The sequence below is a fragment of the Pseudomonas helmanticensis genome (assembly GCF_900182985.1).
Classification (GTDB): domain Bacteria; phylum Pseudomonadota; class Gammaproteobacteria; order Pseudomonadales; family Pseudomonadaceae; genus Aquipseudomonas; species Aquipseudomonas helmanticensis.
This window is the reverse complement of record NZ_FXUY01000001.1, coordinates 2,512,953-2,534,668: the sequence shown is the minus strand read 5'-3', so window position 1 is coordinate 2,534,668 and position 21,716 is coordinate 2,512,953. Positions and strand designations below refer to the sequence as shown.

The 21,716-nt window shown below is 60.4% G+C and carries 26 protein-coding genes; 22 read left to right on the top strand and 4 right to left on the bottom strand.

Annotation, left to right across the window (positions count from 1 at the left end):
• Positions 1-13 precede the first annotated feature (13 nt).
• From fleN to QOL84_RS11160, 12 genes are all read left to right on the top strand, one after another.
• A complete protein-coding gene (gene fleN, locus QOL84_RS11215; RefSeq protein ID WP_003222917.1) occupies positions 14-844 on the top strand; it encodes a flagellar synthesis regulator FleN in 831 nt (276 codons plus the stop codon).
• A complete protein-coding gene (gene fliA, locus QOL84_RS11210; protein WP_007920004.1) occupies positions 841-1,581 on the top strand; it encodes an RNA polymerase sigma factor FliA in 741 nt (246 codons plus the stop codon). Before fleN ends, fliA begins: the two co-directional genes overlap by 4 nt.
• Positions 1,582-1,747: 166 nt before the next feature.
• Complete coding sequence (locus tag QOL84_RS11205) at positions 1,748-2,119, top strand: chemotaxis response regulator CheY (protein WP_161986607.1); 372 nt, start codon at positions 1,748-1,750, stop codon at positions 2,117-2,119.
• An 18-nt stretch (positions 2,120-2,137) separates the two neighbouring features.
• Positions 2,138-2,926: a protein phosphatase CheZ gene (locus QOL84_RS11200; protein WP_034151516.1), complete on the top strand. Its 789-nt coding sequence runs from the start codon at positions 2,138-2,140 to the stop codon at positions 2,924-2,926.
• A 54-nt stretch (positions 2,927-2,980) separates the two neighbouring features.
• The gene (locus tag QOL84_RS11195; RefSeq protein WP_283437237.1) at positions 2,981-5,248 is read left to right on the top strand and encodes a chemotaxis protein CheA; all 2,268 of its coding nucleotides are present in this window, start codon (positions 2,981-2,983) and stop codon (positions 5,246-5,248) included.
• A 49-nt stretch (positions 5,249-5,297) separates the two neighbouring features.
• Positions 5,298-6,446 carry a protein-glutamate methylesterase/protein-glutamine glutaminase gene (locus QOL84_RS11190; protein ID WP_283437236.1) on the top strand — a complete coding sequence of 383 codons (1,149 nt, stop codon included), beginning with the start codon at positions 5,298-5,300 and terminating at the stop codon, positions 6,444-6,446.
• Positions 6,446-7,186 (top strand): flagellar motor protein, encoded by a 741-nt coding sequence (locus tag QOL84_RS11185; protein WP_003222929.1) that lies wholly within the window; start codon positions 6,446-6,448, stop codon positions 7,184-7,186. The genes QOL84_RS11190 and QOL84_RS11185 overlap by 1 nt, the downstream gene beginning before the upstream one ends.
• A gap of 12 nt (positions 7,187-7,198) precedes the next feature.
• A complete protein-coding gene (motD, locus tag QOL84_RS11180) occupies positions 7,199-8,089 on the top strand; it encodes a flagellar motor protein MotD (protein ID WP_008077690.1) in 891 nt (296 codons plus the stop codon).
• Between the two features lie 43 nt (positions 8,090-8,132).
• A complete protein-coding gene (locus tag QOL84_RS11175; RefSeq protein ID WP_007919990.1) occupies positions 8,133-8,921 on the top strand; it encodes a ParA family protein in 789 nt (262 codons plus the stop codon).
• Positions 8,922-9,052: 131 nt separating this feature from the next.
• The gene (locus tag QOL84_RS11170; protein WP_283437235.1) at positions 9,053-10,003 is read left to right on the top strand and encodes a CheW domain-containing protein; all 951 of its coding nucleotides are present in this window, start codon (positions 9,053-9,055) and stop codon (positions 10,001-10,003) included.
• Between the two features lie 89 nt (positions 10,004-10,092).
• Positions 10,093-10,578 carry a chemotaxis protein CheW gene (locus QOL84_RS11165; RefSeq protein ID WP_008083417.1) on the top strand — a complete coding sequence of 162 codons (486 nt, stop codon included), beginning with the start codon at positions 10,093-10,095 and terminating at the stop codon, positions 10,576-10,578.
• The gene (locus tag QOL84_RS11160; RefSeq protein ID WP_008083419.1) at positions 10,579-10,971 is read left to right on the top strand and encodes a DUF2802 domain-containing protein; all 393 of its coding nucleotides are present in this window, start codon (positions 10,579-10,581) and stop codon (positions 10,969-10,971) included.
• A 97-nt stretch (positions 10,972-11,068) separates the two neighbouring features.
• Here QOL84_RS11160 and QOL84_RS11155 read toward each other — a convergent pair whose 3' ends face one another.
• Both QOL84_RS11155 and fliK read right to left on the bottom strand, forming a co-directional pair.
• Positions 11,069-11,398 carry an EscU/YscU/HrcU family type III secretion system export apparatus switch protein gene (locus QOL84_RS11155; RefSeq protein ID WP_129390969.1) on the bottom strand — a complete coding sequence of 110 codons (330 nt, stop codon included), beginning with the start codon at positions 11,396-11,398 and terminating at the stop codon, positions 11,069-11,071.
• The gene (fliK, locus tag QOL84_RS11150; RefSeq protein WP_283437234.1) at positions 11,395-12,969 is read right to left on the bottom strand and encodes a flagellar hook-length control protein FliK; all 1,575 of its coding nucleotides are present in this window, start codon (positions 12,967-12,969) and stop codon (positions 11,395-11,397) included. The genes QOL84_RS11155 and fliK overlap by 4 nt, the downstream gene beginning before the upstream one ends.
• A 197-nt stretch (positions 12,970-13,166) precedes the next feature.
• Here fliK and ccmA point away from each other — a divergent pair, with 197 nt between their 5' ends.
• From ccmA to QOL84_RS11100, 10 genes are all read left to right on the top strand, one after another.
• A complete protein-coding gene (gene ccmA / locus QOL84_RS11145) occupies positions 13,167-13,802 on the top strand; it encodes a cytochrome c biogenesis heme-transporting ATPase CcmA (protein WP_129390975.1) in 636 nt (211 codons plus the stop codon).
• The gene (gene ccmB / locus QOL84_RS11140; protein ID WP_283437233.1) at positions 13,799-14,467 is read left to right on the top strand and encodes a heme exporter protein CcmB; all 669 of its coding nucleotides are present in this window, start codon (positions 13,799-13,801) and stop codon (positions 14,465-14,467) included. Before ccmA ends, ccmB begins: the two co-directional genes overlap by 4 nt.
• Positions 14,468-14,545: 78 nt before the next feature.
• Positions 14,546-15,301 (top strand): heme ABC transporter permease, encoded by a 756-nt coding sequence (locus tag QOL84_RS11135; RefSeq protein ID WP_283437232.1) that lies wholly within the window; start codon positions 14,546-14,548, stop codon positions 15,299-15,301.
• Entirely contained in the window at positions 15,298-15,474 is a 177-nt protein-coding gene (ccmD, locus tag QOL84_RS11130; RefSeq protein WP_008083431.1) for a heme exporter protein CcmD, read from the top strand. Before QOL84_RS11135 ends, ccmD begins: the two co-directional genes overlap by 4 nt.
• Positions 15,471-15,926, top strand: coding sequence for a cytochrome c maturation protein CcmE (gene ccmE / locus QOL84_RS11125; RefSeq protein WP_064117387.1), 456 nt, complete (start codon positions 15,471-15,473; stop codon positions 15,924-15,926). Before ccmD ends, ccmE begins: the two co-directional genes overlap by 4 nt.
• A gap of 3 nt (positions 15,927-15,929) precedes the next feature.
• Positions 15,930-17,918, top strand: a complete 1,989-nt coding sequence (locus QOL84_RS11120; protein ID WP_129390981.1) for a heme lyase CcmF/NrfE family subunit — start codon at positions 15,930-15,932, stop codon at positions 17,916-17,918.
• The gene (locus QOL84_RS11115) at positions 17,915-18,451 is read left to right on the top strand and encodes a DsbE family thiol:disulfide interchange protein (RefSeq protein WP_016987490.1); all 537 of its coding nucleotides are present in this window, start codon (positions 17,915-17,917) and stop codon (positions 18,449-18,451) included. Before QOL84_RS11120 ends, QOL84_RS11115 begins: the two co-directional genes overlap by 4 nt.
• Positions 18,448-18,918 carry a cytochrome c-type biogenesis protein gene (locus QOL84_RS11110; RefSeq protein ID WP_129390984.1) on the top strand — a complete coding sequence of 157 codons (471 nt, stop codon included), beginning with the start codon at positions 18,448-18,450 and terminating at the stop codon, positions 18,916-18,918. Before QOL84_RS11115 ends, QOL84_RS11110 begins: the two co-directional genes overlap by 4 nt.
• Positions 18,915-20,117 carry a c-type cytochrome biogenesis protein CcmI gene (gene ccmI, locus QOL84_RS11105; protein ID WP_283437231.1) on the top strand — a complete coding sequence of 401 codons (1,203 nt, stop codon included), beginning with the start codon at positions 18,915-18,917 and terminating at the stop codon, positions 20,115-20,117. Before QOL84_RS11110 ends, ccmI begins: the two co-directional genes overlap by 4 nt.
• A gap of 25 nt (positions 20,118-20,142) precedes the next feature.
• Complete coding sequence (locus QOL84_RS11100) at positions 20,143-20,547, top strand: hypothetical protein (protein ID WP_283437230.1); 405 nt, start codon at positions 20,143-20,145, stop codon at positions 20,545-20,547.
• Between the two features lie 56 nt (positions 20,548-20,603).
• Here the strand turns inward: QOL84_RS11100 and QOL84_RS11095 are convergent, their stop codons facing one another.
• Together QOL84_RS11095 and QOL84_RS11090 are read right to left on the bottom strand one after the other, a co-directional pair.
• Entirely contained in the window at positions 20,604-21,179 is a 576-nt protein-coding gene (locus QOL84_RS11095; protein ID WP_283437229.1) for a PIN domain-containing protein, read from the bottom strand.
• Positions 21,176-21,643 (bottom strand): helix-turn-helix domain-containing protein, encoded by a 468-nt coding sequence (locus QOL84_RS11090; protein ID WP_283437228.1) that lies wholly within the window; start codon positions 21,641-21,643, stop codon positions 21,176-21,178. The genes QOL84_RS11095 and QOL84_RS11090 overlap by 4 nt, the downstream gene beginning before the upstream one ends.
• Positions 21,644-21,716 lie beyond the last annotated feature (73 nt).

Genomic DNA, 21,716 nt, shown 5'->3' with positions numbered 1-21,716 from the left:
GTAAAGAAATAACATGGGCAGCATGCATCCCGTACAGGTGATCGCGGTGACCGGCGGCAAAGGTGGCGTCGGGAAGACTAACGTGTCAGTGAACTTGTCCCTGGCGCTGGCAGAGCTTGGCCGTCGGGTCATGTTGCTGGACGCCGATCTGGGGCTGGCGAACGTCGACGTTCTGCTGGGGTTGACCCCCAAACGCACGCTGGCCGACGTCATCGAAGGCCGCTGCGAATTGCGCGACGTGCTGTTGCAAGGCCCGGGCGGGATCCGCATCGTGCCTGCCGCCTCCGGCACGCAGAGCATGGTGCACCTGAGCCCGGCGCAACACGCCGGCCTGATTCAGGCGTTCAGCGACATCGGCGACAATCTCGACGTACTGGTGATCGACACCGCTGCGGGTATTGGTGACTCGGTAGTCAGTTTCGTGCGCGCAGCGCAGGAAGTGTTGCTGGTGGTCTGCGATGAGCCGACTTCTATCACCGATGCCTACGCGCTGATCAAATTGCTCAACCGCGATTACGGCATGAACCGCTTCCGCGTGCTGGCCAACATGGCGCAGAGCCCTCAGGAAGGGCGCAACCTGTTCGCCAAGTTGACCAAGGTCACGGATCGCTTCCTTGACGTCGCTCTACAATACGTCGGCGCCGTGCCGTACGACGAAAGTGTGCGCAAGGCCGTGCAGAAGCAGCGCGCCGTCTATGAAGCCTTCCCGCGTTCCAAGTGCGCACTGGCGTTCAAGGCGATCGCGCAGAAAGTCGATACCTGGCCGTTGCCGGCCAACCCGCGTGGCCATCTTGAATTTTTCGTCGAGCGCCTCGTGCAGCAAACGGCAGGGCCCGTGTTATGACCGCTAGCGGTATGAACTACTACAAGAAGTCGGCACGCGACGCTCAGTACGAGCTGATCGAGCGTTACGCGCCGCTGGTCAAACGCATTGCTTACCACTTGCTGGCACGGTTGCCGGCGAGTGTGCAGGTCGAAGACCTGATTCAGGCCGGGATGATCGGCCTGCTCGAAGTCTCGACCAAATATGACGCCAGCAAAGGCGCCAGTTTCGAAACGTACGCGGGCATTCGAATCCGCGGCGCGATGCTCGACGAAGTGCGCAAAGGGGACTGGGCGCCACGCTCGGTTCACCGCAATACCCGTATGGTCAGTGACGCAATTCGCTCAATTGAAGCTAAAACCGGCCGTGACGCTAAAGATCACGAGGTTGCAGCCGAACTCCAATTGAGTCTCGACGATTACTACGGGATTTTGAATGACACCTTGGGCAGCCGCCTGTTCAGTTTCGACGACCTGTTGCAGGACGGCGAACACGAAGGGCTGCACGAGGATGGCGCGAGTGCTCATCTCGAGCCGTCGCGCGATCTGGAAGATGAACGCTTCCAGGCAGCGCTGGCGGACGCGATTGCCAATTTGCCGGAGCGTGAGCGACTGGTGTTGGCGCTGTACTACGACGAAGAGCTGAACCTCAAGGAAATCGGTGAAGTCCTTGGCGTCAGTGAATCGCGGGTCAGCCAGTTACACAGCCAGTGCGCGGCCCGTTTGCGGGGGCGTTTGGGGGAGTGGCGAGCGCGCTGAAGGCAGTGTGGGGACACTGCGAACGAGGCTGGTGCGGTGATGAACGGCACCGGTCTTGCTCTGTTGTGCTCCAGACAGTCTTCGAGTGCTGCGCCGATTGATTGAAGTGGCGCGTCCAGGTGCTGGGCGCGTTTAAGACTGCTTGGAGGTCGAATTGAACAAAGACATGAAAATCCTCATCGTTGATGACTTCTCAACGATGCGGCGGATCATCAAGAACCTGCTGCGTGATCTTGGGTTCACCAACACCGTCGAGGCTGACGATGGCGTGACTGCCATTCCAGTGCTCAACAGCGGAAGCATCGACTTTCTGGTAACAGACTGGAACATGCCGGGCATGACCGGTATCGACCTGCTGCGCCACGTGCGCGCCGATGAAAAACTCAAGCACCTGCCGGTATTGATGGTGACTGCCGAAGCCAAGCGCGAGCAGATCATCGAGGCCGCTCAGGCCGGTGTGAACGGCTACGTAGTCAAACCTTTCACGGCTCAGGCGTTGAAAGACAAAATCGAGAAGATTTTCGAACGCATCGGCTGATGAACGCGCGGGGGAGCTATGGAGCATAACGAATCTTCACAGGGCGATTTCGAGTCGACCCTGAAAAAACACGCGGTCGAACTGGTCGAGAGCCTTGAAAAAGGCAGGTTCGGCGACGCTGTGCAACTGATCCATGAGCTCAATCAGACCCGTGACCGTGGCCTGTATCAGGAAGTCGGCAAGCTCACACGTGAACTGCACAGTGCGATCGTCAACTTCCAGATCGACCCGAACATGCCGCAGGCCGAGGAAGTGTCGCAAATCACCGACGCCACCGAACGCCTTGGCTATGTGGTCAAGCTGACGGAAGCCGCGGCCAACCGCACCATGGATCTGGTGGAAAGCGCCACGCCGGTGGTCAATGGTCTGGCCGATGAAGCCCAGACCTTGAGCGCCGATTGGGGCCGCTTCATGCGTCGCGAGGTCGGGGCTGAAGAGTTCCGCGAACTGGCGCGCCGGGTCGACGGTTTTCTGTCACGCAGCAGCACGGACAACCGTGCGGTGTCGAGCAATCTCAACGACATCCTGCTGGCTCAGGATTACCAGGATCTGACCGGTCAGGTGATCAAGCGTGTGACCCAACTGGTCACCGAAGTCGAAAGCAATTTGCTCAAACTCGTGCTCATGGCCAGTCAGGTCGACCGCTTTGCGGGCATCGAACATGACCGCGCCGCGATGCTTGCAGAAAAAGATCCACAAAAACATCTCTCGCAGGGTGAAGGTCCGCAGATTCATGCCGATAAACGAGAAGACGTTGTGTCCGGTCAGGACGATGTGGACGATTTGTTATCCAGCCTTGGATTCTAGAGTTGTGGAATTTTAGGTTTTTTGGGTTTTTAGACCTGTAGGAGCACCCCATTAATGAGCTTCGGCGCCGATGAAGAGATCCTTCAGGATTTCCTGGTTGAGGCCGGCGAGATTCTTGAGCAACTGTCCGAACAACTGGTCGAGCTGGAAAGCCGCCCGGATGACGCAGATCTGCTCAACGCAATTTTTCGCGGTTTCCACACTGTAAAAGGGGGCGCCGGCTTCCTTCAGCTCAATGAGCTGGTGGAGTGCTGTCACATCGCCGAAAACGTGTTCGACATCCTGCGCAAGGGTGAACGTCGCGTTGATGCAGAACTGATGGACGTTGTCCTCGAAGCACTGGACGCGGTGAACAGCATGTTCACTGAGGTTCGTGAGCGTGCACCGATCACCGCTGCAACCCCGGAACTGCTGGCCGCCCTCGCGCGCCTGGCCGAACCGCAATCGGCGGACGCAGCCCCGGCATCGCCGGTGGCTGAAATGATCGAAGAGCTGGTTGGCGAAGGCGATTCGGGCGACATCACCGATAACGAATTTGAACAGCTGCTGGATTCGCTGAACGCCGTCAAGGCCGAAGCCGAAGCCCCGGCCGCTGCTGCCCCTGCGCAAACTGCCAATGAAGCAGCCAGCGATGAAATCACCGATGCCGAGTTCGAGTCGTTGCTCGATCAACTGCACGGCAAAGGCCAGTTCGCGGTTGATGCCGTGGCTCCTGCGGCGGCAACGCCTGCGGCGCCTGCCAAGGGCGACAACTCCGACATCACTGACGACGAATTCGAAGCATTGCTCGACCAGTTGCACGGCAAAGGCAACTTCGCCGTCGATGCGCTGGAATCGGCCATTGCCTCGGCACCTGCGCCTGCCGCACCGGTGGCTGCGGCTGCCGGCAGCGATCTGATCAGCGATCACGAGTTCGAATCGCTGCTGGATGAATTGCACGGCAAAGGCAAGTTCAGCGAAGTCGGCGCCGCTTCTGCGGGCAGCGCTTCTACTGTCGCCACGCCTGCCGCCAAGGCACCGGCCGCTGTTGCAGCGCCCAAACCTGTGGCCAAGCCTGAGCCTAAAGCCGAAGCGCCGAAACCGGCCGCTGCTGCTGCACCGGCTCCGGCCCGCGCTCCGGCGACACCGCCACCGGAAAAACCGGCGAGCGAAGCCGAGACTACCGTGCGCGTCGACACCGCACGTCTCGACGAAATCATGAACATGGTCGGTGAGCTGGTGCTGGTGCGTAACCGTCTGGTGCGCCTGGGCCTGAACAGCGGCGATGAAGCCATGCAAAAGGCCGTGTCGAACCTCGACGTGGTCACGGCTGACTTGCAGACCGCGGTGATGAAGACGCGGATGCAGCCGATCAAGAAAGTCTTCGGGCGCTTCCCGCGTCTGGTTCGCGACTTGGCTCGTCAGCTCAAGAAAGAGATCAACCTGGAGCTGGTCGGTGAAGAAACCGACCTCGACAAAAACCTTGTCGAGGCACTCGCCGATCCGCTGGTCCACTTGGTGCGCAACGCGGTCGACCACGGCATCGAGTCGCCGGAAGAACGCGAAGCATCGGGCAAGGCCCGTGGCGGTCGTGTCGTGTTGGCTGCCGAGCAAGAGGGCGACCATATCCTGCTGTCGATTTCCGATGACGGCAAAGGCATGGACCCGAACGTCCTGCGCGCCATCGCGGTAAAACGCGGGGTGATGGACAAGGACGCGGCCGATCGCCTCAGCGATACCGAGTGCTACAACCTGATTTTCGCCCCGGGTTTCTCGACCAAGACCGAGATCTCCGACGTCTCCGGCCGCGGCGTCGGCATGGACGTGGTGAAGACCAAGATTTCCCAGCTCAACGGTTCGATCAACATCTACTCGACCAAGGGCCAAGGCTCGAAGATCGTCATCAAGGTGCCGCTGACGCTCGCGATCATGCCGACCCTGATGGTGATGCTCGGCAATCAGGCGTTTGCGTTCCCGTTGGTCAACGTCAACGAGATCTTCCACCTCGACCTGTCGACCACCAACGTCGTCGATGGTCAGGAAGTGGTGATCGTGCGGGACAAGGCGCTGCCATTGTTCTACCTCAAGCGCTGGCTGGTTCGTTCCGCCGCTCACGAAGAGCAGCGTGAAGGCCACGTGGTGATCCTTTCGGTGGGCACTCAGCGGATCGGCTTCGTTGTCGATCAACTGGTCGGCCAGGAAGAAGTGGTCATCAAGCCATTGGGCAAAATGCTCCAGGGAACTCCGGGCATGTCCGGCGCCACCATCACTGGTGACGGCCGCATTGCACTGATTCTCGATGTTCCAAGCATGCTCAAGCGTTACGCCGCACGGCGTATTTGAATCCGGGGCGGCGGGGCGATAACGTCCCGCTGCACCTAATGGAGTGTTTATGGCAGTCAAAGTCCTGGTGGTGGACGATTCGGGTTTTTTCCGCCGCCGCGTCTCGGAGATTCTTTCAGCGGATCCGAGCATCCAGGTGGTCGGTACGGCCACCAACGGTAAAGAGGCGATCGATCAGGCTCTGGCGCTCAAGCCAGACGTGATCACCATGGACTACGAGATGCCGATGATGGACGGCATCACGGCGGTGCGGCACATCATGCAGCGCTGCCCGACTCCGGTGTTGATGTTCTCCTCGCTGACCCACGAAGGCGCGCGGGTAACCCTCGATGCGCTGGACGCCGGCGCGGTGGATTTCCTGCCGAAGAATTTCGAAGACATCTCGCGTAACCCGGAGAAGGTCAAGCAACTGCTGTGCGAGAAGGTCCACAGCATTTCGCGCAGCAATCGTCGTTTCAGTGCTTACAGCGCCCCTGCGCCAGTGGCTGCACCTGCACCTGCACCTGCGCCGACCCCGGCGGCATCGAGCTTCAGCAGCCACAGCACCAGTGCCCCGGCACGCCCGGCACCTGTGCATGCGCCTGTTGCAAGCCGCGCCTCGACTGCCGGCTCGTCGTCGCCGGCACCGAAACGCAAAGCCTACAAACTGGTTGCGATTGGTACATCGACCGGCGGCCCGGTTGCCCTGCAACGCGTGCTGACGCAATTGCCGGCGAACTTCCCGGCGCCGATCGTGCTGATCCAGCACATGCCGGCGGCGTTCACCAAGGCTTTCGCCGAGCGTCTCGACAAGCTCTGCCGCATCAGCGTCAAGGAGGCCGAGGATGGCGACATCCTGCGTCCGGGCCTGGCGTTGCTGGCACCGGGTGGCAAGCAAATGATGATCGACGGCCGTGGCGCGGTGAAGATTCTGCCGGGTGACGAGCGTTTGAATTACAAGCCGTGCGTGGACATCACCTTCGGTTCCGCAGCCAAGTCCTACGGCGACAAAGTTCTGGCGGTGGTGTTGACCGGCATGGGCGCTGACGGCCGTGAAGGCGCGCGTCTGCTCAAGCAGGGCGGCAGCTCGATCTGGGCGCAGGATGAAGCCAGTTGCGTGATCTACGGCATGCCGATGGCCATCGTCAAAGCTGATCTCGCCGATGCGGTGTACAGCCTGGACGACATCGGCAAGCACATCGTCGAGGCGTGTATCTGATGGATGTTTTAAGCCTTATCGGGATCATCATGGCGTTCGTCGCCATCATCGGCGGCAACTACCTGGAAGGTGGTCACCTCGGTGCGCTGGCCAACGGCCCGGCGGCATTGATCGTACTGGGCGGCACCATCGGTGCCGCGCTGCTGCAATCGCCGATGAGCGCGTTCAAGCGCGCCATGCAGATCCTCGCCTGGATCCTGTTTCCGCCACGGGTCGATCTGGCCGGTGGCATCGACCGCGTCGTCAACTGGAGCCTCACCGCGCGTAAGGAAGGCCTGCTGGGCCTGGAAGGCGTGGCCGATGCCGAGCCTGACAATTACTCGCGCAAAGGCCTGCAACTGCTGGTCGATGGCGCCGAGCCGGAAGCGATTCGCAGCATCCTCGAAGTGGATTTCTATACGCAGGAAGCGCGCGACATCGAGGCGGCGAAAGTCTTCGAAAGCATGGGCGGCTACGCGCCGACCATCGGCATCATCGGTGCGGTAATGGGCCTGATCCATGTGATGGGCAACCTCGCCGATCCGACGCAGTTGGGCAGCGGCATCGCCGTGGCTTTCGTCGCGACCATTTACGGTGTGGCCAGTGCCAACCTGGTGTTGCTGCCGGTGGCCGCCAAGCTGAAGTCAATCGCGTTGCGACAGTCGCGTTATCGCGAAATGTTGTTGGAAGGGATCCTGTCGATCGCCGAAGGTGAAAACCCTCGCTCCATTGAGTTGAAGCTGCAAGGCTTCATGGATTAAGGGAATAACCTCATGGCTCGTCGTCGCCACCAGGAAGAGCATGTAAACCACGAACGCTGGCTGGTTTCCTACGCTGACTTCATCACCTTGCTGTTCGCGTTCTTCGTGGTCATGTACTCGATTTCGTCGATCAACGAAGGCAAGTACAAGGAAATTTCCGAAGCGCTGGTCGGCGTTTTCAAAGACTCCGACCGCGCGCTAAAACCGATCCCGATCGGCGACGAGCGACCGAAGACCGTGACCCCGGCCAAGCCGTTGGTCAAGGACGCCGAGCAGATCGATGCCGGTATCGCCGGCGCCAGCGATCCGCTGAAAAGCATCGCCGATGACATCAGCGCTGCCTTCGGTGACCTGATCAGCTCCAACCAGATGACCGTGCGCGGCAACGAGTTGTGGGTCGAGATCGAGCTCAATTCCAGCCTGTTGTTTGGCAGTGGCGACGCCATGCCGAGCGACATCGCGTTCAACATCATCGACAAGGTTGCAGCGATCCTCAAGCCGTTCGACAACCCTATTCACGTCGAAGGCTTTACCGACGATCAACCGATTCGCACCGCGCAATACCCGACCAACTGGGAACTGTCCTCGGCACGTTCGGCGAGCATCGTGCGCATGCTGGCGATGCAGGGCGTGAACCCTGGTCGTCTGGCGTCGGTGGGTTACGGTGAGTTTCAACCGGTGGCCAATAACGCCACCGTTGAAGGCCGCGCGAAGAACCGTCGTGTGGTGCTGGTGGTGTCGCGCAATCTCGATGTGCGTCGCAGCCTCACGGGCACCGGGACCGCCAATGCGCAACCGGACGCCGCGTTGAAGCGTGCTGGCACACAAACTGCACCGACCCCGGTCAAGACGCCGGGACGCGAGAGTGCCGTCAATTCTCCGTCACCCGCATTAACACGCTGAGCTATGTCTCGGTCGAGCATATCGGCCGGGAGGAACGAACTGAATGAGAGTCTGGGCAGTCGCCAATCAAAAGGGTGGTGTCGGTAAAACCACATCTTCCATCGCTTTAGCCGGATTGCTGGCCGAGGCGGGCAAGCGCGTGGTTGTGGTCGATCTTGACCCGCACGGCTCGATGACCAGCTATTTCGGCTACGATCCCGACAGCCTGGAACACAGCAACTACGACCTGTTTCTGCACAAGGGCAGTGTGCCGCAAGGCCTGCCGGGGCAGTTGCTGTTGTCGACCAGTGACGAACGCATTTCCCTGTTGCCGTCGAGCACTGCGCTGGCAACCCTTGAGCGGCAGTCGCCGGGTCAGAGTGGCTTGGGTCTGGTGATCGCCAAGAGTCTGGCGCAGTTGTGGCAGGACTTCGATTACGCGGTGATCGACAGCCCGCCGTTGCTCGGCGTGTTGATGGTCAACGCCCTCGCGGCGAGCCAGCAATTGGTGATCCCGGTGCAGACCGAACACTTGGCCGTCAAAGGCCTCGAGCGCATGGTCAACACTCTGGCGATGATCAACCGTTCACGCAAACAGGCGCTGCCGTTCAGCATCGTGCCGACCCTGTTCGATCGCCGTACGCAGGCATCGATGCACACCTTGCGCGTGCTGCGCGACAAATTCCCGGAAGAGATCTGGCAGGGTTACATCCCGGTCGATACTCGTCTGCGCGACGCCAGCCGTGCCGGTGTCACGCCTTCGCAATTCGACGGCAAGAGCCGTGGCGTGCTGGCGTATCGCGCGCTGCTCAAGCACCTGTTGGCGCAACAACTTGTTCCGCAGGTGGCTTGAATGATTTTGAACCTTGTAGGAGCTGCCGCAGGTTCGGTGCCGCGTTCGGACGATCTTTTGATCTTGCTTTGTGGTGCTTCTGAAAAGATCAAAAGATCGCAGCGTTCCGCAGCTCCTACAGGGGACTGTGTATGAATCGGCCTTTGAAGTTGACGTCTAAGCCGCAGTTGGCCTTGCAGTCGTATCTGGACAGTTTGCTGCAGGAAATTCCTGACGAGTTGCCGGCGCCAGTCGAGGTTGTCGAAGAACGTGCCGAGGTGCTGGACGAGTTCCAGGCGGCGGTGCTGGAAGAGCAGGCGCGTGACGCGCAGAAAGCGGCCAGGCCGGCTGCGCCGGTTGTTGCGCCTGCCATCGCCGCGGTTGCCAAAGCGCCGGTGGCATTGATCGAAGCAGACGAGCCGATGCGCGCATCGGTGTCGACGCTGGCGCCGCTGTTGCAAACCCAATTGTTGAAAACCGCGCCGGAACCGGCGGTGCTTGAACCGGAACCGGCTCCGGTAGCACCCGCACCCGTCGAGCAGACGCTGGTACCGCCGCTGGTCGAAGTGCATCTGCCGCCCAGCAATACGCCGCCACCGGTGGAAACCGATGGCCGTCCGGCCTGGGCGTCAGAAGCCTTCGAATGCCTGCTGTTCGACGTCGCCGGGTTGACCCTGGCGGTGCCGCTGGTGTGCCTTGGCTCGATCTATTCGCTGGCCGGTCATGAGCTGACGCCGCTGTTCGGTCAGCCGGAATGGTTCCTCGGGATCCTGCCGAGCCAGTCCGGCAACCTGAAAGTTTTGGACACCGCACGCTGGGTCATGCCGGATCGCTATCGCGATGACTTTCGTCAGGGCCTGCAGTACGTGATTTCGGTACAAGGTTACGAGTGGGGCCTGGCGGTGCATCAGGTCAGCCGCTCGTTGCGCCTGGACCCGAATGAAATCAAATGGAGAAGTCACCGGGGTCAGCGGCCATGGCTCGCCGGCACCGTGATTGAGCACATGTGTGCATTGCTTGACGTTTCCGCACTGGCCGAGTTGATCGACAGCGGTGGGGCAAAGCACTTGAGCGGCCACAAGCCGCTACATAAACCGACATAGCAGCCGACATAACAATCAGGCGACGGCATTGTTGAATGCCGCCACACAGAACACACACCGCCCAGAGCGGTTTTTTCGAGGGGTCAGGTATGAGTAATCAGGCGACGAATGCAAAAGGTTCTGAAGATCCGATCCTGCAATGGGTGACCTTCAAGCTGGACAACGAAACCTACGGCATCAACGTGATGCGCGTTCAGGAAGTCCTGCGCTACACCGAGATCGCTCCGGTGCCGGGCGCGCCAAGCTACGTGCTGGGCATCATCAACCTGCGCGGTAACGTGGTCACCGTGATCGACACCCGTCAGCGCTTCGGCCTGAACAGCGGCGAGATCAGCGACAACACCCGTATCGTCATCATCGAAGCCGACAAGCAAGTCGTCGGCATCATGGTCGACAGCGTGGCCGAAGTGGTTTACCTGCGTCAGTCGGAAATCGAAACGGCGCCGAACGTCGGTAACGAAGAGTCGGCCAAGTTCATCCAGGGCGTGTGCAACAAGAACAACGAGTTGCTGATCCTGGTCGAGCTGGACAAGATGATGAGCGAAGAAGAATGGTCGGACCTGGAGAATATCTGATTGATTCTCGAGGTCGCGGTCATTGTCCTGTTCCTTTTCTGGGCAGGCACGCTGGCAATGTTTGTGTCTTACATCAAGGCGCAAAAAGTCATTGCTGCGCAACAGGCTCAGGGCGATGCGCTGCGTGATCAGCGCATCAAAGACCTGGCCAAGCGCGTCGACGATTACCAGAACGGTAATGTGCGCATGGGCGAGGCGCTGCACGAGTTGCGTGCGGTGGTCAGCCCGTTGCCGGACAAGATCGTCCAGCTGGAACAGCGCGATCCATCCAGCCTGTCGTTCGCCCAGGCGGCGAAACTGGTGGGGATGGGTGCGAGCGTTGATGAGCTGACGCAGTCCTGCGGTTTGACCCAGGCTGAGGCGGAGTTGATGCGCAAGTTGCATAAGAACTAGAAGCAAGATCAAAAGATCGCAGCCTTCGGCAGCTCCTACATTGGAATGCGCTTTCCTGTAGGAGCTGCCGAAGGCTGCGATCTTTTGCTTTCAGGGCTTAATAATCATCCCCGCGCAGGGTCACATCCTTCTCGACCATCGGCGCATTCGGGTCGTGCCCTTCGGGGAATTTGCCTTTCAGATTCCATGCAAACGCGATGATCTCGGCAATCGTGCGGTACAGCTCTTCGGGAATGCTGTCGCCCAATTCCATCCGCGCCAACAGGCGCACCAGCTCGGCGTTCTCGTAGATCGGCACTTCACAGTCGCGAGCAATGCGCAGGATTTCTTCGGCCAGTTCTTCATCACCCTTGGCGGTGAGTGTCGGCGCGTGGTTGCCGTCGTATTTGAGGGCGATGGCCTGGCGTGGGGCAGTGGAATTGTTCATGCGGTTTCGTCGACCCAGCGGTGTTCGAGACGGGTTTGGTTGCCTTGCGGCGGGGTGCCGAGATGGCAATCGATATCGCCGACGTTCAACCCGCGATCAAGCAGACGCTGGCGCAGGGCGAACAGATTGCTTTCAATCAGATCGGCGGTGTACTGCCGTTCGGCCCAGAGCTGGCTCGACAGGCTGCCGGCGATCAACTGCGCCTGAATCTGCATTGGCCCGAGCGGTTCCATGTCGAACGCCAGATCGACGCGCCACAGTTGTTGCCGGGGCTCGTGTTCCTCGCGGCGCTCGTTCGGTTGCGGTTCGCGTTCCGGGGCTTCTTCGCGCTGGAACTTGACCTGCAACGGCACGATGTCCTGCAGGTTGCGCATGGGGATTTCCAACTGCCAGGTGCTGAGCAAGCGGCCGTCGTCGGTGACGCCGGTCTGTTCCAGGCTCGACAGTTGATGGCTTTGCAGGCGCGAAACAGCGGCAGCGGCGAGGCGCAGCAACTGTTCCAGATCGCCTTCGCCTTCCAGATTTTGCAGCAAGCGGTCGGGCAGGGGGAAGCTGCTCGGCAGCGGTTTTGCGCTGACCTGGCCGAGGGTGCCGAGCGCGTTACGGACGAAATTCGGTAGCGCCTGCGCCAGCGTATTGGCGGCGATGATCGCATTGAAACTGGTGCTGCTCGGCAAGCCCGGCGTCAGTTGCGCGATCAGCTTGAGCAGATCGGCTTTCATGTCTGGCGCCAGTGTCGGGGTCTGCCCGGTCAGCAGTTTCGCTTCGAGGAACGCGCCGCTGTTGGCCAGGGCCTGCGCGACACCTTTGGCGGTGCTCAATTGCTGCACGTCGGGCAGGCTGGCCAGCAACTTGTCGACCATGGCGCGCAAATCCTGCGAGGTCTGATCGGTGTCGGCCGGCAGGTTTTGCAGCGCGTTCAACACACCTGTCAGGGAAGCCTGACGACTTTGCTGGCCAAGCAATTGCTGGCTGACGGCGAGCTGCTCCTGACGGCTGCTCAAGGGCAGGAATTTCAGCGTTTGCGCATCTTCGACCAAGGCCGAGAGCAGGGTGCCGATGCGCAGCGGTTGCGGGCTGTCGAGGGTCAGCGTGCTGCCGCTCTGGGCGGTGTTGAGCAACGTCACCAGCGAGCGAAACACCGTTGCTTGCCCCGGCGTCTGCGGCAGCACTTGCGAGGTCAGCACTTTGCCTTGCAACAGGGTGCCGACCGGCAATTGTGCCGTGTCGATGCGGGTGAGGGCGGCAACACTGCTGGCGATGGCTTGCTGCACGGTAATCGCCAGATTGCCCGCCGATGGCTGGGTGATCGCGAGGCTGGTGCCCTGGGGCAGCGGCAGATTGCTGGTCGCTTGCACGGTGGTCTGGCGACCGTTGTCGAGCGTCACCTTGAGCAACAGTTGAAAGGTCTGATCCGCCTGCTTGAGCGACAACACCTCGGCCTTGGCGCTTTGCCCCGCGTCGATCAAGCCTTCGACCGGGGTCAGCAGCTTGAGCAACTCACCGACCTGCGGGCGAACGGTCGCCTGGGTGGCTGGCGGGAGCGGGAGGATGTTCATTTCGCCTGTCATACGCGGACACAACCTGAGGAAATTGCACTCTTGAGAGTAAGGCACGGCATGTATAATGCCGCCCGTCTTGCGCTTCGTTCAGAAAACATAGCAATTGTTTGACGCAGCTCTCTAGATCGAGCCGTCATTGCATTTATGCTGCATCTCTTTAACGGCCGCGCCAGAGCCGACTTGAACCGTATAAGGCCCGTGATCCCTTGACCAGTCCTGTCCTGCAAACCGTTGCCCTCGCGTGTGAACGTGATCTCAGGCTGCTCTTCGAAAATCTCGAATTGAGACTGGCCAGTGGCGATATGGTGCAGATCAGCGGTCCCAACGGCAGCGGTAAAACCAGTTTGTTGCGTTTGTTGGCCGGGCTGATGCAGCCGACCGACGGTCAAGTCCTGCTCAACGGTCTGCCGCTCGCCGAACAACGCAGCGAACTGGCGCGCAACCTGTTGTGGATCGGTCACGCCGCCGGGATCAAGGACCTGCTGACCCCGGAAGAGAACCTGTCGTGGCTCTGCGCCCTGCATCATCCCGCCGAACGCGAGGCCATCTGGCAAGCGCTGGCAGCAGTAGGATTGCGCGGCTTCGAAGATGTTCCCTGCCACAGCCTGTCTGCCGGTCAGCAACGACGCGTGGCGCTGGCGCGGTTGTATCTCGACAGCCCGCCGCTTTGGATTCTCGATGAGCCGTTCACCGCGCTGGACAAACAGGGCGTGGCGCAACTCGAAGAGCACCTGGCGGCTCACTGCGAGCGCGGCGGCCTGGTCGTGCTGACCACGCACCACACGCTGAGCCGAATGCCGGCCGGTTATCGTGATATCGATCTGGGGAACTGGGCAGTATGAGTGTCTTCGGCCTGCTGGTTGCCCGTGAATCCCGACTGCTGTTTCGCCGCCCGGCGGATCTGGCCAATCCGCTGATTTTCTTCGCCATCGTCATCGCTTTGTTCCCGCTGGCCGTCGGCCCGGAAACTCAAGTGTTGCAAAACCTGTCCCCCGGGTTAGTCTGGGTGGCGGCGCTTTTGTCGGTCCTGCTCTCGCTGGACGGGCTTTTCCGCAGTGATTTCGAAGACGGGTCCCTGGAACAGTGGGTCCTTTCGTCGCACCCGTTACCACTTCTGGTATTGGCCAAGGTACTGGCACACTGGCTTTTCTCCGGCCTGGCACTGGTTTTGCTCTCACCTCTGCTGGCGTTGATGCTCGGTTTGCCTGCCGCCTGTCTGCCGGTTTTGCTGCTTTCGTTGCTGCTGGGAACACCGGTGCTGAGCTTGCTCGGCGCGGTGGGCGCGGCGCTGACGGTCGGTTTGAAACGTGGCGGCCTGTTGCTGGCGCTGCTGATTCTGCCGTTGTACATCCCGGTGTTGATTCTTGGCAGTGGCGCCTTGCAGGCAGCCCTCCAAGGCATGCCGGCGACCGGGTATCTGCTGTGGCTTGGTAGCCTGACCGCCCTGGCGATCACCCTGACACCTTTTGCAATAGCTGCTGGCCTGAAGATCAGCGTCGGCGAATAATGAGGTCTGGTTAAAATTTAACCAGCAAAGACCCTGAGACTGCTCACACCGATGAGCGGCACCCGTGATGGAAACAGTATGAACTGGACCTGGTTTCACAAGCTCGGCTCGCCCAAGTGGTTCTACGGCATCAGCAGCAAGTTGCTGCCGTGGTTGAGCATCGCAGCGTTGCTGCTGATTGGTGTCGGCGTCGTCTGGGGCCTGGCCTTCGCGCCGCCGGATTATCAGCAAGGCAACAGCTTTCGCATCATCTACATCCACGTGCCTGCCGCGATGCTCGCTCAGTCGATCTACGTGATGCTGGCGGTGTGCGGTGTGGTCGGGCTGGTGTGGAAGATGAAACTGGCTGACGTCGCCCTGCAATGCGCCGCACCGATCGGTGCGTGGATGACCGCCGTGGCGCTGGTCACCGGGGCGATCTGGGGCAAACCGACCTGGGGTTCATGGTGGGTCTGGGACGCACGCCTGACCTCGATGCTGATTCTGCTGTTCCTGTATTTCGGTGTGATCGCGCTGGGCAATGCCATCAGCAACCGCGACAGTGCCGCCAAGGCCTGCGCGGTGCTGGCCATCGTTGGTGTGATCAATATCCCGATCATCAAGTACTCGGTGGAATGGTGGAACACCCTGCACCAGGGCGCGACCTTCACCCTCACCGAAAAACCGGCAATGCCGGCAGAAATGTGGCTGCCGCTGCTGCTGACAGTGCTGGGTTTCTACTGCTTCTTCGGCGCCGTACTACTGTTGCGCATGCGTCTTGAAGTGCTCAAACGCGAAGCCCGCGCCAGTTGGGTGAAAGCAGAAGTGCAGAACAGTCTGGAGGCCGCTCGATGAGTTTTGCTTCATTCGGCGACTTTCTCGCCATGGGCCATCATGGCCTGTATGTCTGGACGGCCTACGGCATCTGCCTGGCCGTACTGGCCTTCAACGTGGCGGCGCCGATCCTGGCCCGCAAGCGGTATCTGCAACAAGAGGCGCGACGTCTGCGCCGGGAGAACGGCAAGTGAATCCGCTGCGCAAGAAACGTCTGATCATCATTCTGGCCATTCTGGTCGGGGTCGGCGCTGCCGTCGGCCTGGCCCTCAGCGCCCTGCAGCAGAACATCAATCTGTTCTACACCCCGACCCAGATCGCCAACGGCGAAGCGCCGCAAGACACGCGCATCCGCGCCGGTGGCATGGTCGAGAAAGGCTCGCTGCAACGTTCGCCGGATTCGCTCGACGTCAAATTCATCGTCACCGATTTCAACAAATCCGTGACCATCACCTATCGCGGTATCCTCCCGGACCTGTTCCGCGAAGGGCAGGGCATCGTCGCGCTGGGCAAGATCAACGCCGACGGCGTGGTGGTGGCCGATGAAGTGCTGGCCAAGCACGACGAGAAGTACATGCCGCCGGAAGTGACCAAAGCGCTGAAAGACAGTGGTCAATCCGCACCAACGCCCGCGAAGGAGGGTTGATCGATGACGTCGGCAATTTTTATTCCTGAGCTGGGTCATCTGGCGATGATTCTGGCGCTGTGTTTTGCTCTGGTGCAGGCCGTGGTGCCGTTGATTGGCGCCTGGCGCGGCGACCGTTTCTGGATGAGTCTGGCCCAGCCGGCCGCGTGGGGGCAGTTTGCATTTTTGCTGTTCGCCTTCGGCGCCTTGACCTACGCGTTCATGGTCGACGACTTCTCCGTCGCCTACGTGGCGAACAACTCGAATACCGCGTTGCCGTGGTATTACAAATTCAGCGCGGTATGGGGTGCCCACGAAGGTTCGTTACTGTTGTGGGCACTGATCCTCGGCGGCTGGACCTTTGCGGTGTCGGTATTTTCCCGGCAGTTGCCGCAAGTCATGCTCGCCAGGGTGCTGGCGGTGATGGGCATGATCAGCACCGGTTTCCTGCTGTTCCTGATCCTCACGTCCAACCCGTTCAAACGCATCCTGCCGCAAATGCCCAGCAATGGCGCTGACCTTAATCCGCTGCTGCAAGACATTGGCCTGATCGTTCACCCGCCGATGTTGTACATGGGCTACGTCGGCTTTTCCGTGGCGTTCGCCTTCGCCATCGCCGCGTTGATGGGCGGTCGACTTGATGCTGCGTGGGCACGCTGGTCGCGCCCGTGGACCATTGTCGCCTGGGCCTTCCTCGGTATCGGCATCACCCTCGGTTCATGGTGGGCGTACTACGAACTCGGCTGGGGCGGCTGGTGGTTCTGGGATCCGGTGGAAAACGCATCGTTCATGCCTTGGCTGGTCGGCACTGCGCTGATTCACTCGCTGGCGGTCACGGAAAAACGTGGCGTGTTCAAGAGCTGGACGGTGTTGCTGGCGATTGCCGCATTCTCGCTGAGCCTGCTCGGTACGTTCCTCGTACGTTCCGGCGTGCTGACCTCGGTGCACGCATTTGCCTCGGACCCTGAGCGCGGCGTGTTCATCCTGATCTTCCTGCTGTTCGTGGTCGGCGGCTCGCTGACGCTGTTTGCCCTGCGCGCGCCAGTGGTGAAGAGTCAGGTCGGTTTCAATCTGTGGTCGCGGGAAACCCTGCTGCTGGGCAACAACCTGGTGCTGGTGGTGGCCGCGTCGATGATCCTGCTCGGCACGCTGTACCCGCTGATTCTCGATGCGCTGAGCGGCGCGAAAATGTCGGTTGGCCCGCCGTACTTCAACGCGTTGTTCATTCCGTTGATGGCGCTGCTGATGATGGTCATGGCGGTCGGCGTTATCGTCCGTTGGAAAGACACGCCGGTGAAATGGCTGGGCAGCATGCTCACACCAGTGCTGCTCGGTAGCGTCGCGCTGGCCGTGGTGGCCGGTGTCGCTTACGGCGATTTCAACTGGGCGGTGATCGCGACTTTCCTGCTCGCTGCCTGGGTTCTGCTCGCCGGCGCCCGCGACATCGTCGACAAGACTCGCCACAAAGGCTTGATCAAAGGCCTGCCGACGCTGACCCGCAGCTACTGGGGCATGCAGATCGCCCACCTCGGTATCGCTGTTTGCGCGCTGGGCGTGGTGTTATCGAGCCAGAACAGTGCTGAACGCGACTTGCGTCTGGCGCCGGGCGAGTCAATGGACCTGGCCGGTTATCACTTCATCTTCGAAGGCGCCAAACACTTCGAAGGGCCGAACTTCACGTCCGACAAAGGCACGATTCGCGTTATTCGTGACGGCAAGGAAGTCAGCGTGCTGCACCCGGAAAAACGTCTGTACACCGTGCAGAACTCGGTGATGACCGAAGCCGGGATCGACGCCGGTTTCACCCGCGACCTCTATGTCGCCCTCGGCGAGCCGCTGGAAAACGGCGCCTGGGCTGTGCGCGTGCACGTCAAACCGTTCGTGCGCTGGATCTGGTTCGGCGGTCTGCTCACCGGGTTCGGTGGTTTGCTGGCGGCGCTGGATCGACGTTATCGGGTCAAGGTGAAAGCCAAGGTGCGTGAAGCCCTGGGCATGACGGGAGCGGCTGCATGAGACGTTGGTTGATGCTGGTGCCATTGGCGATTTTCCTGCTGGTGGCGGTATTTCTTTATCGCGGTCTGTACCTCGATCCGGCGGAGCTGCCGTCGGCGATGATCAACAAACCGTTCCCGGAGTTTTCCCTGCCAAACGTGCAGGGCGACAAGAGCCTGACCAAGGCTGACATTCTCGGCAAACCGGCACTGGTCAACGTCTGGGGAACCTGGTGCATTTCCTGCCGGGTCGAGCATCCGGTGCTGAACAAACTCGCCGAGCGCGGCGTGGTGATCTACGGCATCAATTACAAGGACACCAACGCCGATGCCTTGAAGTGGCTGGCCGAATTCCACAATCCGTACGTGCTGGATATCCGTGATGACGAAGGCTCGCTGGGCCTGAATCTCGGCGTCTACGGCGCGCCGGAAACCTTCTTTATCGACGCCAAGGGCATCATTCGCGACAAGTACGTCGGCGTGATCGATGAACAGGTCTGGCGCGAAAAACTCGCGGCCAAGTATCAGGCGCTGGTCGATGAGGCCAAGCCATGAAGCGCTTTCTAGCTGCGCTGGTATTGGGCTTGAGTCTGGTCGGCGTGGCGCATGCCGCGATCGACACCTACGAGTTTGCCAAAGAAGGCGATCGCGAGCGTTTCCGCGAGCTGACCAAGGAACTGCGCTGCCCCAAATGCCAGAACCAGGACATCGCCGACTCCAACGCGCCGATTGCCGCTGACCTGCGCAAAGAGATTTTCCGCATGCTCGGCGAGGGCAAGGACAACCAGCAGATCATCGACTTCATGGTGGATCGCTACGGTGATTTCGTCCGCTACAAACCGGCGCTGAATGCCAAGACCGCGCTGCTGTGGTTTGGCCCGGCCGGTTTGTTGCTCGGTGGTTTGGTGGTAATCGCGGTGATCGTCCGCCGTCGTCGCGGCCAGCGCGCCGAGACCCCGCAAGCGCTGTCCATCGAAGAGCGTCAGCGCCTCGACCAACTGTTGGATAAAAACCAAGAATGATTGATTTCTGGCTTGCCGCAGGGCTGTTGCTTCTGGTCGCCCTGAGTTTTCTGCTGATCCCGGTTCTGCGTGAACGCCGCGCCCAGCGTGAAGAGGATCGTACTGCCCTGAACGTTGCGCTGTATCAGGAGCGCGTCGCCGAGTTGCAATCGCAACAGGCTGAAGGCGTGCTCGACGCTGCGCAAATGGACAGCGGTCGTGCCGAGGCTGCACGTGAGTTGCTGGCGGATACCGAAGGCGTTGCTGCGCCACGAGTGTCGAAGCTGGGTAAACCGTTGCCGTTGTTGGCCGCCGTATTGGTGCCAGTGCTGGGCTTGGGTCTTTATATGCATTTCGGCGCCGCCGACAAGGTCGAACTGACCCGCGAATTCGCCCAGGCGCCTCAGTCGATGGAAGAGATGACCCAGCGTCTGGAGCGTGCTGTCGCGGCGCAACCGGATTCCGCTGAAGGCCTGTACTTCCTCGGCCGTACCTACATGGCGCAAGAGCGTCCGGCGGATGCGGCGAAGATGTTCGAACGCGCCGCCAATCTGGCTGGTCGTCAGCCGGAACTGCTCGGGCAGTGGGCGCAGGCGCAGTATTTCGCCGACGGCAAGAAGTGGTCGGCGAAGATCCAGACGCTGACCGACGAAGCGCTGAAGGCCGATCCGAAAGAAGTCACCAGCCTCGGTCTGCTCGGAATCGCCGCGTTCGAAGGCGAGCGTTATCAGCAAGCCATCGATTACTGGAACCGTCTGCTCGCGCAACTGCCACCGGACGACAAATCCCGTGACGCGCTGCAAGGCGGGATCAAGCGTGCCGCCGAACGTCTGGAAGCCAGCGGTGGCAAAGTCGCTGAGGCACCTGTAGCTGCGAAAGCCGCACTGTTGAAAGTCAGCGTCGATCTGGCCAGCGAGCTCAAAGGCAAAGTGCAACCGGGCGACAGCGTGTTCATCTTCGCCCGCGCGACGTCCGGCCCACCAGCGCCGCTGGCAGCCAAGCGCCTGACCGTGGCGGATCTGCCGGTGACCGTGGAGCTGGGCGATGCCGATGCAATGATGCCGCAGTTGAAACTGTCGAACTTCCCTGAAGTCCAACTGGTTGCGCGCGTCTCACGGGCTGGTCAACCGACCGCCGGTGAATGGGTGGGTCGCAGCGGCCCGCTGGCCAGCAGCACCACCGCGCCTCAAAAACTGACCATCGACAGCCCGGATCAATAACCGGGCACAACAGGAAAGCACCGCCATGCACACCATCGCCCGAATCACAGTCCTCACACTGGCCCTGGGCTTGAGTGCATGTGCGGTGCAACGCCCGGAACCGACCACCCACCTGCCGCCGATCCCGCCGTCGCAACCGAGCCCGACCCCGTCGACCTCGCCGACCCCAGGCAAAAGCATCCCGGCGAAACCGGCCAAACCGGTCCCGCGCACCTCGGCCAGCTTCGCCCCACCACCGGGCGGCAACAGCCACTGGGACCAGAAACTCGGCGTCTACGTCCTCGACGACCAGACCAACACCTTCTACCGCCAACGCACCTACTACCGCTGGAACAACGGCTGGAGCCGCTCGATCAGCCCTAACGGCCCGTGGGAAGACACCAACATCCACGGCGTGCCACCGGGGCTGGGCAAGCAGTTCGGGCAGTGAATGAAAACGGCGATCTTCGGATCGCCGTTTTTTGTCTGTCGATTGCGTTGGCGATTTCACAGGATCGCGCGGTAGCTGCCGAGCGCGTGAATCGACTTCTTCAATCCCTGACGCTGCAGCAAACTCAGAAATGATTCGACGTCCATCGCGGGTGTTTTCAATTGCTTTCGCTGTCGTTGAGCGGCTGCGATCACTGCAGCCGAATCCAGATGAAACAGATTTTCGACGAATTCATCTGGATGCTGCGCCTCGATACCAAAAGGGGCGAGATGCTCATCGGGAAAATCTTTCAAATTGAATGTGACGATAACGCCTGCACCGCAACGTATCGCGGCTGCCAGAACATGGCGGTCATCTGGATCCGGCAGTGACAGTCCGGTTACAAGATCCTCATAGTCCGAGACGCATGCATCAGGGATGGCGCGATCCATCAGTTCCGACGTGCGGTCCAGTTGCTGCATGGTCAAGTCAGTGCGGTTCTTTAGTAGGTTGCGTTTCCATTCGCCGTGAATCTCCTTTGTCCATCGCGCCCGAAATCTTCCTGAGAGGGCGAGCCACATCAGGAAATCTCGCAACGGGGCTGGGTATAAAACACATGCATCGTATACAGCGGTGAAAGAGGAATGCCTCACTCGTATCCTGTCCTTAATACTTGTGCCTGCTCCGCGAGTAGCGCCATTGCCTGCTCGCTGGCGGTGTCGCGCCGGGTTTTATAGTCCATCAAATCGGCAAAGCGCACACGTCGGTGCTTGCCGGTTTTGTGGTAGGAAATCTCGCCGCTTTCCAGCAGCTTTATCATGTGCGGGCGTGAGACGTTAAGGAGGTCAGCGGCTTCCTGGGTGGTGAGTTCGGCATGAATCGGCACGACTTTGACGGCATTGCCTTCTGCCAGCGCCGCAAGAATGTCGACGAGAAGGCGCAGGGCGGAGGTGGGCAGTTCGACACGGTGCGCCTCGTTCTGCTCATCGAAGATCTGGATGTGCTGGGTTTCGAATTCAGTCGCCAGGTAAGCGGCCAGGGCGCGTTGGCCTTCGATGGCTGCTTTTATTTCGCGCTCTACGGGAAGGTTGATAGGAGGATGAACAATGATCGACATGATTTTTCCGACATGTTAATAATGAATGTCGGAACTTTATTCGAAATAAACGAAAATCGCAATAAACGAAACG

What these genes read in the sequence shown, in the direction of transcription:
- QOL84_RS11170 (WP_283437235.1), top strand. Translation starts at nt 9,053, where the DNA reads ATGAATCGGCCTTTGAAGTTGACGTCTAAGCCGCAGTTGGCCTTGCAG.
- QOL84_RS11155 (WP_129390969.1), bottom strand. Translation starts at nt 11,398, where the DNA reads ATGAACAATTCCACTGCCCCACGCCAGGCCATCGCCCTCAAATACGAC.
- ccmD (WP_008083431.1), top strand. Translation starts at nt 15,298, where the DNA reads ATGAGTTTTGCTTCATTCGGCGACTTTCTCGCCATGGGCCATCATGGC.
- QOL84_RS11120 (WP_129390981.1), top strand. Translation starts at nt 15,930, where the DNA reads ATGACGTCGGCAATTTTTATTCCTGAGCTGGGTCATCTGGCGATGATT.
- QOL84_RS11200 (WP_034151516.1), top strand. Translation starts at nt 2,138, where the DNA reads ATGGAGCATAACGAATCTTCACAGGGCGATTTCGAGTCGACCCTGAAA.
- motD (WP_008077690.1), top strand. Translation starts at nt 7,199, where the DNA reads ATGGCTCGTCGTCGCCACCAGGAAGAGCATGTAAACCACGAACGCTGG.
- QOL84_RS11195 (WP_283437237.1), top strand. Translation starts at nt 2,981, where the DNA reads ATGAGCTTCGGCGCCGATGAAGAGATCCTTCAGGATTTCCTGGTTGAG.
- fliK (WP_283437234.1), bottom strand. Translation starts at nt 12,969, where the DNA reads ATGACAGGCGAAATGAACATCCTCCCGCTCCCGCCAGCCACCCAGGCG.
- QOL84_RS11090 (WP_283437228.1), bottom strand. Translation starts at nt 21,643, where the DNA reads ATGTCGATCATTGTTCATCCTCCTATCAACCTTCCCGTAGAGCGCGAA.
- QOL84_RS11110 (WP_129390984.1), top strand. Translation starts at nt 18,448, where the DNA reads ATGAAGCGCTTTCTAGCTGCGCTGGTATTGGGCTTGAGTCTGGTCGGC.
- fleN (WP_003222917.1), top strand. Translation starts at nt 14, where the DNA reads ATGGGCAGCATGCATCCCGTACAGGTGATCGCGGTGACCGGCGGCAAA.
- QOL84_RS11115 (WP_016987490.1), top strand. Translation starts at nt 17,915, where the DNA reads ATGAGACGTTGGTTGATGCTGGTGCCATTGGCGATTTTCCTGCTGGTG.
- QOL84_RS11165 (WP_008083417.1), top strand. Translation starts at nt 10,093, where the DNA reads ATGAGTAATCAGGCGACGAATGCAAAAGGTTCTGAAGATCCGATCCTG.
- QOL84_RS11190 (WP_283437236.1), top strand. Translation starts at nt 5,298, where the DNA reads ATGGCAGTCAAAGTCCTGGTGGTGGACGATTCGGGTTTTTTCCGCCGC.
- QOL84_RS11205 (WP_161986607.1), top strand. Translation starts at nt 1,748, where the DNA reads ATGAAAATCCTCATCGTTGATGACTTCTCAACGATGCGGCGGATCATC.
- fliA (WP_007920004.1), top strand. Translation starts at nt 841, where the DNA reads ATGACCGCTAGCGGTATGAACTACTACAAGAAGTCGGCACGCGACGCT.
- QOL84_RS11175 (WP_007919990.1), top strand. Translation starts at nt 8,133, where the DNA reads ATGAGAGTCTGGGCAGTCGCCAATCAAAAGGGTGGTGTCGGTAAAACC.
- QOL84_RS11135 (WP_283437232.1), top strand. Translation starts at nt 14,546, where the DNA reads ATGAACTGGACCTGGTTTCACAAGCTCGGCTCGCCCAAGTGGTTCTAC.
- ccmB (WP_283437233.1), top strand. Translation starts at nt 13,799, where the DNA reads ATGAGTGTCTTCGGCCTGCTGGTTGCCCGTGAATCCCGACTGCTGTTT.
- QOL84_RS11100 (WP_283437230.1), top strand. Translation starts at nt 20,143, where the DNA reads ATGCACACCATCGCCCGAATCACAGTCCTCACACTGGCCCTGGGCTTG.
- ccmI (WP_283437231.1), top strand. Translation starts at nt 18,915, where the DNA reads ATGATTGATTTCTGGCTTGCCGCAGGGCTGTTGCTTCTGGTCGCCCTG.
- QOL84_RS11185 (WP_003222929.1), top strand. Translation starts at nt 6,446, where the DNA reads ATGGATGTTTTAAGCCTTATCGGGATCATCATGGCGTTCGTCGCCATC.